Below are 11,642 nucleotides of genomic sequence, written 5' to 3' on the forward strand. Positions count from 1 at the left end.
CCCTTTTATTTATATAATCAAACGTCGGCCTTAAAAGGTGTCATCTAGAACCAAATTTTTTAATAACAATTCGGCATGTTGATGTAAAGAGGGATATACCTATACATTTTTTGCAAAGTCTATTCTATATCATAAAAGTGAGTGAAATAATGTTTGATTGAAAAGGGTACAAATGGATTGTGTGACTCCGTTAAAGATACAATAAATTTAGCAGTACCAGTTAGCCATTACCATAAGAAAAAGTAAAAGTACTCCGGGATACAGAAGACGGGGAACTTCGAATTAATAGGTGAGAATAACACATCTTAAGAACAGAATTATTCGTAATTAGTACTAATATGTAATCGATAAGCAATACTGATGAAAGTCATCCACTCAATACAGAGAAAATTTGGGAATAGCTAACGCAGAATTTTCCTGACATCTTATTTGTATCCTTCCTTCACCTACCTATTACATCATGACCAATAGTGCTAATGAATTTTGAAGGGGCATTAATTTGGCGTTTTTTCCGGAATTTAAAAGTGCATGTCAGTACAGTTAAGATTCAGCACGGGTTAAGTATGTTCGGAATAAAAGGAAAGTGAGACCACACAGTAAATAGAAATGTAAAATAATAGGTCATTTTAATTGTCTTCTATAAATCTATTTATTATTTTTCAGCACTACATAAATCGGTATAGTACTTTACTGTATTCTTTGTTATTATAGTTACATATATATTACGAATGTTACAGTAATATTAGTTATTATTAATGATTTTAAATTGGTGCGTAATTAACTGAGTGATAAAACTTATATTTATATATTAGTATTAAATGGGGGCTTTACAATGACAGATATACACCTACCTAAATATGATTCAACAAGGGATCAGATTAGGCAAATGAAAGAAAACGGAATCGACTGGCCAAAAATAGAGGATACCTATAAGACACTTAAGACTGTAGGGACTCTTAGTGAATATATTAGTCAAGATATCTGGAGAGAAATTGTTAAAGAGGAAGAAAGCGAGTACGAGAAACGTAAGAATATAGAGAAGTCTAAAGGAGATACTTCGATTATTTCTAAAGACGAGGATAATGATACTTTCGTGCCTAAAGGTGAGAGATCATCATGGCAGTTATACCGAAAAGGACTGCTTGAAAATGGGTGGAGAGAAGAAGCTGTAAATGGTGTGGAAAAGAGTACTTTGAGTCTTCTTAAAAAGCTTAACAGAGACACAACAGAGAGTGGGCCAAAGAAAGGATTGGTAATTGGACAGGTACAGTCTGGGAAAACCGCAAGTATGGCAGGGTTAATAGCAATGGCTGCAGATTGGGGATGGAATACTTTTATAGTATTATCTGGTATGATTGAAAACCTTAGAGAACAAACTCAGAATCGTCTAATTAACGATTTGAACAGTCCTGGAAATAATAACTGGAGGTCAATGCATAGACTCTCCCGTCATTCAGAACCCGGGGATAGAACGCAAAACCTGGATTTTACCGACAGTTCCTCTCAAAAATATCTTAATGTCTGTCTTAAAAACAAGACTAGGCTGGAAAACCTTGTAGGCTGGTTAGAACAGGATACAAACAAATTAAAACAGATGAAAATATTAGTAATTGATGATGAAGCCGACCAGGGAAGTATTAATACAAAAAACTTTGATAAAGATGAACGTGCGAAGATAAATGAATTGGTGATTAACCTTGTAGAAGTTGGCAGTCAGAGCTACAGGCCTAAGTCGATGAATTATATAAGCTATACAGCGACACCATATTCAAACTTCCTTAATGAGTCAGCTCCCGAATCGCTTTATCCTAAGGACTTTATTGGTATGTTACCAGTTGCAAAGGAGTATTTCGGACCCAAACAGATCTTTGGAAAAGAAGAGACTGAGGAACCTGAACGACTTGATATAGTACGAAAAATCAGTCAAAATGATTTGGATTATATTAAAGATCAGTTGCATAATGGAGAGGACCAAAATATACCACAAAGTCTAGCTGAAAGTATATCCTGGTTCTTTTGTGCATCAGCTGTGATGAGATATTTCAATTATAAAAAGCCCTTAAGCATGCTGGTCCATACAAGTCAATTACAGGCACATCACAGCAATATGTCTGAAGCCATCTCTAAATGGATAAATGATATACCTCACAAGGATCTTATTAAGACGTGCCGAAAAATCTTTGAAAATGAGAAAGACAGATTTAGCCTGTCACAATTCAGAAACAGCTTTAAAGAATATCCAATTCCAGATGAACAATTAAATGACTACCCAAAGTTTGATGATATAAAGCATCACATAATGGAACTTAAAGAACGAATTTCCCATATAAAAATGAATGAGTCCGGAGACCTGAATTATCACAGGGGAATACATTTGTGTGTTGATAATAGTGCTAATAACGGAATAAATGACGAAAACGCTCATGTTCGACTGGCTTATCCATCAAAGGAAAAACTTAAAGGTCTTGATCGAGCTCCAGCCTTTATTGTTGTCGGCGGCAGTACATTATCCAGAGGGCTAACTATAGAGGGACTGGTCAGCACCTATTTCCTCAGAGCTGCTACTGCTGGAGACTCCCTCATGCAGATGGGTCGCTGGTTTGGTTATCGGAAGGGTTATGAATTGATGCCAAGAATATGGGTGACTGAGAAAACATTCGAACAATTTCAGTTTTTGACAAGTCTTGAAGAAGAATTGAGAGAAGAAATAGAACAATTTGCTTTGGGTCACAAGAGCCCATCTGACTATGGACCAAGAGTGAAAAACTCTCCAAAAGTATCATGGCTAAGAGTTACTGCAAAAAATAAAATGCAAAGTGCTGAGAAAGTCGACATGGATTTCACGGGAGCGTCTATTCAAACCATTCACTTTGATAATGATGAAAAAATACTTCAAAATAATTTAAACACTGCAGATGACTTTCTGCTAAATCATTGTGGAACCCCACAAAAATCTGTTACTGGAAACTCTGTTATCTACAGAGGGGTAAAATTTGAGGACATAGAAAGGGAACTGCTGCTAAAGATGATGTTTAATCAGCGGTCTGTAGTCTTTAATCAAATTGAAATTTTTTGTGATTGGTTTAGAAAAGTACAAAATGAAATCGGGTTTAAAGACTGGAATGTAATTGTAGCAGGTGCAGGTACCGTTGCTGATGGTGAGCCAACCAGTAAAAACCAGTGGTATGTGCCGCCATACTCGGTAGGCAAAGTTAATCGTTCTGCAAAATCTTCTTCAATGAATTACAATAAAAATATTGCTAATATAGGCGTATTGAGAGGACCGAATGACCTATTTGCTGACATTGAGGATAAAAGTATTCTGGAAAACGGCTTTAACGGCAAATCAACGAATAGTCATATCCAGGAAATACGTGATAAAGCTGATTTAGGGGATGTCCCTCAACTTATAATATATAGAATTAAGAAAGACTCTACTGCAAGGGAAAGCAGCAACAAAAACGGGAGCGCAAGCAGAGTCGATTTAAACTTTGATGACGATATCATAGGTATCTATATAAATGTACCAGGGGATTCTTCTAATCGCCCTCATGCAAAAGGTTTAGTAATTAAGATTAATAGTGATGAAGAAATCGGTGAATAAAATTCGGGGGTATAACTATGGAAATAGAAATAGCAAAAATGGAAAGGATGTCAGAGAGGGGGAGTTCTCTTCTTAGACTAATACAAAACAGTCATACCCCTATTTTGGATCTGTTGATCAGAGAATCTGTGCAAAATAGTTTGGATGCAGCTAAAGATTTATCAACACCAATTGAATATGATATTTCCGCAAAAGGTTTTAGGAAGTCACAAGTATCTAAGCATTTCAGCGGAATTAAAGATAATATAGAAGCAAAGTTTGCTGGAGAAGACCATGAGAGTATAGTTATCAGAGATACCAATACTACGGGACTTACAGGTCCCTTGCATCAAGATCAAATAGAAGATAACAAATTTGGTAACCTTCTTAAACTTGTCTACGAAATTAGTATGCCACAGGAAAAAAAAGAGGCTGGAGGATCATGGGGGCTCGGGAAAACTGTTTATTTTCGCGTGGGCTCAGGTCTGGTTATCTACTATTCAAGAATCCAGCTGAATGATGGCACCTATCAATCAAGACTTGCAGCTTGTCTGGTAGAAGATGAGTCGAAAACTGATGCTCTTTTACCAAATGAGGGAAAGGGTTTGAAGCGGGGAATTGCCTGGTGGGGGAAGCTTCATACTGAAGATTCCACCAAACCATTAACAGATGAAGATGAGATACAGGAAATATTAAAAGACTTTAATATTGCACCCTATGAGGGTACAGACACAGGTACTACCATAATTATCCCGTTTATAGACAATTCTAAATTAATAGCCAAAACTGATAGTGTTAGTAAGTTGTGGTGGCATCAGGGTTTGGATTTATATTTGAATATTGCTATGCAACGATGGTACGCTCCTCGGATTGACAATTACAAATATCCTTATGGAAATTATCTTACACCGTCAGTAGGTGGGGCACCCATTCATAGGGATAATATGGAACCCGTTTTCTCGATTTTGCAATCACTTTATAACGCAACGGTATCAACTGAGAATATTGAAGATACCATTTATTTTAATAAAAATAATTTAAAAGTAAAAAATATTGATTTGTATGGTGTACTGACAAGTAAGGTAGCTGGAAAGGCAGCTTTTGTAAAAGTAAGTAAGGATAATCTTAAAATGGGTGTTCCGGATAATAAAAAGTCACCCTATGAATATATTGATTTGCCTAACGGGAATGATAGTAACCCGCCAATTGTGACTTTTTTAAGAAAACCAGGAATGATAGTAAGCTATGAAACTGAAGGAAAATGGACTCACGGGATTGAGAATACTTCTTCGGATGAATTTATTATAGGGATTTTTGTTCCCGACTCTGATAATACAGTAGTTGCATCAGATGCAAAGTTAAGTCTTGATGAGTATTTGCGACAAGGAGAAAAAGCGGACCACTCTTCCTGGTCTGACAGTATGCTGGGTGATAGGAAGCATACTATTGTAGACAGGATAAAGAAAAAGGTTTCAAGTGCAATAAGGCAAGCGTTTAATCAAACAGAAAAAGAAAGTGAAACTACTAGAAGCGGTGCCTTAAGCAAATCATTGGCTAAACTTTTTCTTCCCCCGTCAGGGTTCGGTTCTAAACCTGGGGTTAACCCGAAACCTAAACCTGGAGATGGAAAAAGAAAAAAGAAACCAACTGGGAAACTAGTTATAACTGGGGTTAATCTCGGAATGGAAAACACCTTAATTATGGACTTTGAAATTAATGTTTCTAAGAATACTTCACTGATTGAGGTAGAGGCTTTAGTTGAGTCAGAAGGTAATAGAAAATTTAAAGGGGATATCTGGGAAAAGGAATCCGAAATTGGCACAGGTTTTCCTGTTGAAATCATCGAAATGTCGCTTGATAAAAAAACACAAGAAAATATCGGACAGGGACAATTTAATATAAGTATGATAAGTACTGAACGTTTTGAAGTGAAAAATAAGGCACAGATAATACTTGGTACCTACCAGGGTGAACTTAAAGGTACAATTCATATGAAAAGCTATGACCCATTAGTTCAAGCCTCCATTCAGGAAAATATAGAACTGGTTAAGGAGGGACAGAATTGAGTACTGCATTAATGTTTTACAGCACACTTGATGAGAAGACTTTTCAAAAAATAGGCTATAACGAACAGCCGTTAAAGGCATTTTATATAAATGAAGAAAATGAGATTGTAAATATGTCTGTCGATTTAATTGAAGGACAGGAAAACACTTACCAGCTGATTGACCCTAAAGTTCACTGGGATCCGAACACTCATAACCTTAATCTTGGACTGGAGATAGAGATCGCTAATCCGGCTTTTTTGTTTGGAAGTAGCGGGATAGTTGGAGAAGATGCAGTATTAGGTATTGGGTTCAGGTGGTATTCAAGGGACTCAGCTCAACAAAGGATAGTACCTATAGCAGAGATCTCTCACTACACAGATACCTTTTATACAAAAAATATAGAGGTTACAATTGAAAGGGGAACTATAAGAGGAAGGGTAACTTTTGAAGTTGTATTATATCTGGCTTCGGCGGGAAGTGAAATGAATAATGTGGTCCCAGGCACAATACTGGGTATTCTTGAGAGTACAGAAGTATTGTTTGATGGAAACTCTTCAATGTTCCCAATCGTGGAAGTAAATGACCCTCTAAAACCACTGTGGTGGGTTGTATGTGATTTTGATGAACCATTATATGAACAGTTTACTGAAGAGAATGCTGCAATTGTAATTAACAAGGGGCACAGAAACTCTAAGTTTTTAAAAACAGATAAGGGAATTGGATCTTCCCCTATATTGCTGGAAATTATTGCAACCGGTATACAGATAATTATAGAGAAAGCGAAACTTTCAGGTGACTGGCAGCAGATTTTAGATAACCAAACCGAACCAGGCAGTATCGGAGAGGCAATATATTATTTTGTGAATGCTTTTTCCTGGGATGTTTCTTCACCCGAAAACCTATTGAAATCTATACGCGAAGATTTTGATGAAAGATTTAAGTGAGGCGAAAAATATGTTGAAAACTTTATCGAAATCAAATGCTAGAAAGGTATTTAGCGCCTGGGAGCAGGATAAAATACCGCGATTTGAGTGTGAAGGAGAAACGCTGGAACTAAGAGAAAAGTTAATAGAGTCGAGTGATCGTGTTCTTCAATATATTGAGGAAAATGAGGCTGGGACAAATAAGAAAGATTACCTTTATGATTTGAGGTTTGGGATTGAGTTATACCTCCTTTTAGGTGAAAAATATAATTTTAATCTTAGACAGGCTTCAGATGACGAAGTTTGGATATATCTGTCGATTAAAGTTATACCAGATTTAGTCTATAACAGATGGGGACTCTCTGAAAGCAGGTTCTATAAGCAAAGCAGAAGAATCTGGCTACGAACAATGTGGTGGTATGTTCATCTTTCCTGGGCAGACACTTATGAACAGACTTATGATGTGCTAAAGGGCTTTACAACTGATGAAGTTGTTCAGCTGGTTGAAAGGTCCGGACCTCATGGTTACAGGATAGATGTGACCCGTGAAATCATGAAACAATTTAGTGACCTTACAGATTCTCAATTAAACAGGAATTTGTTTAGAAAAGTTATGAAATTAAATACTGCCCGAACGAAGATAATAGAACCATTTCTATTCACTGGAGGAACCAATAAATATGTGGAGGAGTTAATAACCTATTTTGATGAAGCAGATGGAAGCGAAAAAACAAAGCAAACTAAAGACACAATTGAATACTCCCACACCAAAAGTAGTTGATTTGTTTTCTGGGTGCGGAGGACTTTCTTATGGATTTCACTTGAAAGATCTGGAAGTGCTGTCTGGCGTGGAGATTGATCATCAAGCATGCAAAACGGCCTCTTACAACCTTCATTGGAAACAAGGGAATGACAAAGAACATTTATGCGAGGACGTAATGACAGTGAAAGCTAAGAATCTCACCCCAAATAATGAGTCACCTATTATAACAATAGGTGGCCCGCCTTGTCAGGCTTATTCAAGAATAGGGAAATCAAAATTGAAATCATTAGGTGAACACAGGTATGGTCTCAATGATAAAAGGGCATTTCTGTATAAAGAGTTTATCAGACTTGCCACAGAATTAGACTCACAAGCGATAGTTATGGAGAATGTTCCTGAGTCAGTTAACTTTCTTGAAATGAATATTCCCCAAACAGTGTGTGAAATCCTCGAAGAAAGAGGATATAATGCAGTATGGACAATCTTGAACTCTGCTGATTTTGGCGTTCCTCAAACAAGAGAAAGAGTATTCGTAATAGCCGTTAAAGAAGAATTCGGTGAGATAAATCATTTACCTGAACCTACCCATATTAATCCGCTGTTTACTAGTAAAGAGAAGACAGTAGCAAAGTATAAAAAGTTCACTGAATTAGGTAATTTTAAATTACCGCTCACTGCAAGTGAAAACTCACCGGACTGGGTAACTGTAGACGATGCTTTATCTGACTTGCCCGGTCTTTTTCCTAGCTCTAATACAAGTTATGTTTTAAACAAAATGAATACTAAGATGCCATATCAGACTCCTCCTATCAATGCTTATCAAAAAATAATGAGAGCGACGGGGGCTAACCGTTATATGGAAATGATAGATGCTAACTCTTTTCGTAAAACAGTCAGGGACTTCCGAATATTTGAAAAAATGAAGCCTGGGGAAGACTACCGGCGGGCTCATGAAATTGCTACAGGATTATTTGAGGATGCGTGCGATTATTATAAGATAGGTATAAATAATGTGGAAAAATATAATAAATTAAAAAAAGATTATATTCCACCTTATGACACTACAAAATTTCATAGTAAATGGAAAAGGTTACATCCTGAAAAGCCTTCACATACTCTGGTTGCACATTTGGGGACTGATACTTACAGCCACATTCATCCTTACGAGCCACGGGGTATTTCTGTCAGAGAAGCGGCTCGACTTCAATCCTTTCCAGATGATTTTACATTTAATGTGCCTATGGGCAGCGCTTTTAAGCAAATCGGAAATGCTGTTCCACCTCTTTTATCAAAAGGAGTGGCAGAGGCAGTGTTAAAAAATATCCGTCAACCCCAGGAAAGTGAGGTTTAATCCAATGGAACTGGCTGAACAGATTAGAAGGAAGTTCGCAAATTTGTCCAAAGGCAATGCATCAATAGTAGAAGGAATAGGAGAATTGTATGCATCCTGGGCTATAAAGTTCCAGGATTCCTATGGAGTCGGAATTGAAGTGGATTCTGAAATAAAAATTAATGAATCCTTTGCAAATGTCTCTTACTATACAGCTGACTTTATAATTGAAGGTGAAAATAAGTATCTCCTTCTCTTATCAAGTCAAGATGAAAGTCTCAGAAATGAATTTGCTGGTATTTGTGCTTTATTCCTGGAACCTGGTGAAAATGGAGATAAAAGAGGACAACTGAAAGCTAATCCGATAAATTGGTGGCTTAATTGGAAAAACCTAATTGGTAATAGAAATGTTGAAAAAACAATTCATGGTGTTCTAGGTGAATTAATAACACTTTTTTATTTAAAAAAATATGTAATGAATGATATCAAAGAGGAGAATTGGTCAGGGCCTGAAGGTAAATCAATTGATATAGTGACCAAAACAAATAAGTACGAAATTAAAACGTCATTGATAAAATATAATAATATAGTCACTATTTCTGGACAGTATCAATTGGAGCCAAATAGTCAAATGTCTTTAGTACTGGTGAAACTCGAAGATCCTGGAACAGAGAACAAAGGAGGAAGTTTTACCAGTATAGATAGCATGATTGAAAAGTTGGCTGAATTGGGGATGGACTGGAAGAAGCTAAGTTCGAAAGTTAACCGTCTTGGTTTTAAAGAAAATTCTCTAGACAGAAAACGTGATTTTAGGTTATTGCAAATACTGGAGTACCCTGTTAACGATGACTTTCCATTATTAAGTACAGAAGCGTTAAAAGATGTAAAGCAGAAGGATAGGATATTACAATTAACGTATAAAATTAACCTGGCAGGACTTGAATGTAACGAGCTAAATATAAAAATAACATAATGGATTTATGTGGCGGTATCATTTAAAAAATGGTGCCGCTGGTGTTTGCCTGAAAAGGTTTATTATTGTGTCTTAGGGTATAAATAAAATAGAATATTAATATTTTTTAAAAGGCAGTGATATTATGGCCTATAAAATTTCCAAAGAAGCAAGAAGCAGAAATATGTCAGCTATTAAATCAGTGTCCAAATTAGAGGATAGAATAAGTACAGAACTTTGGAAGCGTGGCCACAGATATAGAAGGAATGAGAAATCCTTATTTGGGAAGCCCGATTTTTCGATAAAGAAATATAAAACTGTAGTATTCATTGATTCCTGTTTTTGGCATCAATGTCCCATCCATGGCAATATGCCAAAAAATAATAGAGACTATTGGAATAAGAAACTAGAAAGGAACATTCAGAGAGACAAAGAGGTAACGGACTATTATGAATTAAAAGGATGGAACATACTAAGAGTATGGGAGCATGAATTTAAACAAGATTTCTCGCAGGCAGTCGATAATATTGTTAACTTTATTGAAAAGGCTAAAGGTAAATAGAGATATTTTTAATATAATTTGGTGGAAAAAGGTGACTTTTTGAAGGTGATCTAACAATATCTTTATTTTATAAAAAATCAGATTAAGTAATTTGATATTATTAAATTTCTCTTCCAGTGTTTTGTGGTAATTTAATAAGTGGATAGAGAGTAATGTCATAGTTTATTGGTCATTTGTGTTTATTTTGTTAGAATAATTAATAGAGGTGATATTGTGTTTTATAAGAACCAATCAGAGGAACAAAAAGCAGAATACATAAAACTATTGCAAGTAGTCGGTTCTCTATCTAATTTATTCAGTGAAAGCAGAACACCCAATTTGTATTATCGTGCTGCTGAGAATATTTTCTGTAAGGCATTACAGGCTAACAACCTATCAAGAGGCGACATTTCTTTTGACGCTTTTAAGGGTGATGTTGGCATAGGACTAAAAACATTTATGCACGGTAATGGAAAGAAGTATGAAAAGATAGCTGAGTTCAATAAAGACATAGAAAAATTCAGAGGGCTAGATGACTTAAATCTAATTATGGTGGTCTCCAAACTGAGAAACCAGCGTATTGAAGCCGCTCAGCGAGCACACGATACTGACGAAATGATATATCACCTTGTAACACGAAAAGATGGGAACTTTGAAATATACGAGGAAGAAATGCACTTGATAGACTTTGATTCAATAAGAATAGATAAAAAGAAATCATCAGATAAAAATATATTTTTTAGGGATAAAAATGCAAATTATAAGTTCTACATCGCGAAAAGTACCTTATATAAACAGTTCTTTACTACTAACCCACAAGAAACTTTTGAAGTTGAGATACTCGATGATCCATTTGAATTCCTGTTAAGCGAGCAAAGTAATGAATACTTGATTTACGAGAAAGCAATAGTTGAAGAAAAATATGAGCAAATAATTTTACCCCTCTACTCAGCAAAAAGTGGTGATGTGGAGCAAAAGAGCGGGCTTAATCAATGGAATGCTAGAGGAAGAAGCAGGGACAAAGATGAAGTATATATACCAATTCCTGCTTGGATTCATAGACAATTTGAGGGATTTTTCCCTTACAATAGATACACTAATACTAAAGAACAATTCAAACTAATCCTGCCAAATAATGTGGTTCTAGATGCTAAGATAACACAAGGTGGAGGTAAAGGATTTATGTCCAATCCTAATAAAGCGTTGGGCCATTGGATCTTAAGAACAGTCCTTCAAGTTCCAGCAGGACAGCTAGTCACTTATGAAGATTTAGACCGAGTGGGTATCGATTCTGTTCTAATTACTAAATACGATATTAATAGGTTTAAAATCAATTTTGCTTCCAAAGGATCATATAGCCAGTTTGAAGATGATTTCAGGGATTAAGTCGTTAGAAGGTACCTTATTTTTATATATTTTTGAATTAGTATAAATACAATTTGCTGTTTCCAGTAAGATTCTACTAAAAACAAATTAAAAGGGCATTAAGAATAGACAAAACA

At 35.9% G+C, this 11,642-nt stretch carries 8 protein-coding genes; all 8 read left to right on the forward strand.

What is annotated here, in order from left to right:
* Positions 1-832: 832 nt before the first annotated feature.
* A complete protein-coding gene (locus ACTWQM_RS06785; protein WP_443257421.1) occupies positions 833-3,604 on the forward strand; it encodes a Z1 domain-containing protein in 2,772 nt (923 codons plus the stop codon).
* A gap of 17 nt (positions 3,605-3,621) precedes the next feature.
* The gene (locus ACTWQM_RS06790; RefSeq protein ID WP_443257422.1) at positions 3,622-5,649 is read left to right on the forward strand and encodes a hypothetical protein; all 2,028 of its coding nucleotides are present in this window, start codon (positions 3,622-3,624) and stop codon (positions 5,647-5,649) included.
* Positions 5,646-6,575 (forward strand): hypothetical protein, encoded by a 930-nt coding sequence (locus ACTWQM_RS06795; RefSeq protein ID WP_443257423.1) that lies wholly within the window; start codon positions 5,646-5,648, stop codon positions 6,573-6,575. Before ACTWQM_RS06790 ends, ACTWQM_RS06795 begins: the two co-directional genes overlap by 4 nt.
* Before the next feature lie 10 nt (positions 6,576-6,585).
* Positions 6,586-7,335 carry a hypothetical protein gene (locus tag ACTWQM_RS06800; RefSeq protein WP_443257424.1) on the forward strand — a complete coding sequence of 250 codons (750 nt, stop codon included), beginning with the start codon at positions 6,586-6,588 and terminating at the stop codon, positions 7,333-7,335.
* Positions 7,262-8,668 carry a DNA cytosine methyltransferase gene (locus ACTWQM_RS06805; RefSeq protein ID WP_443257425.1) on the forward strand — a complete coding sequence of 469 codons (1,407 nt, stop codon included), beginning with the start codon at positions 7,262-7,264 and terminating at the stop codon, positions 8,666-8,668. The genes ACTWQM_RS06800 and ACTWQM_RS06805 overlap by 74 nt, the downstream gene beginning before the upstream one ends.
* Entirely contained in the window at positions 8,658-9,620 is a 963-nt protein-coding gene (locus ACTWQM_RS06810) for a PD-(D/E)XK motif protein (protein WP_443257426.1), read from the forward strand. The genes ACTWQM_RS06805 and ACTWQM_RS06810 overlap by 11 nt, the downstream gene beginning before the upstream one ends.
* A gap of 124 nt (positions 9,621-9,744) precedes the next feature.
* Positions 9,745-10,161, forward strand: a complete 417-nt coding sequence (locus ACTWQM_RS06815) for a very short patch repair endonuclease (protein WP_443257427.1) — start codon at positions 9,745-9,747, stop codon at positions 10,159-10,161.
* A 213-nt stretch (positions 10,162-10,374) separates the two neighbouring features.
* The gene (locus ACTWQM_RS06820; protein ID WP_443257428.1) at positions 10,375-11,526 is read left to right on the forward strand and encodes a restriction endonuclease; all 1,152 of its coding nucleotides are present in this window, start codon (positions 10,375-10,377) and stop codon (positions 11,524-11,526) included.
* Positions 11,527-11,642 lie beyond the last annotated feature (116 nt).

Origin of the sequence: Virgibacillus sp. L01, from assembly GCF_052246775.1 — a bacterium.
Taxonomy (GTDB): Bacteria; Bacillota; Bacilli; order Bacillales; family Amphibacillaceae; genus Lentibacillus.

Coding starts and splice junctions, on each gene's coding strand:
- ACTWQM_RS06785 (WP_443257421.1), top strand. CDS start 833: ATGACAGATATACACCTACCTAAATATGATTCAACAAGGGATCAGATT.
- ACTWQM_RS06790 (WP_443257422.1), top strand. CDS start 3,622: ATGGAAATAGAAATAGCAAAAATGGAAAGGATGTCAGAGAGGGGGAGT.
- ACTWQM_RS06800 (WP_443257424.1), top strand. CDS start 6,586: ATGTTGAAAACTTTATCGAAATCAAATGCTAGAAAGGTATTTAGCGCC.
- ACTWQM_RS06805 (WP_443257425.1), top strand. CDS start 7,262: ATGAAGCAGATGGAAGCGAAAAAACAAAGCAAACTAAAGACACAATTG.
- ACTWQM_RS06815 (WP_443257427.1), top strand. CDS start 9,745: ATGGCCTATAAAATTTCCAAAGAAGCAAGAAGCAGAAATATGTCAGCT.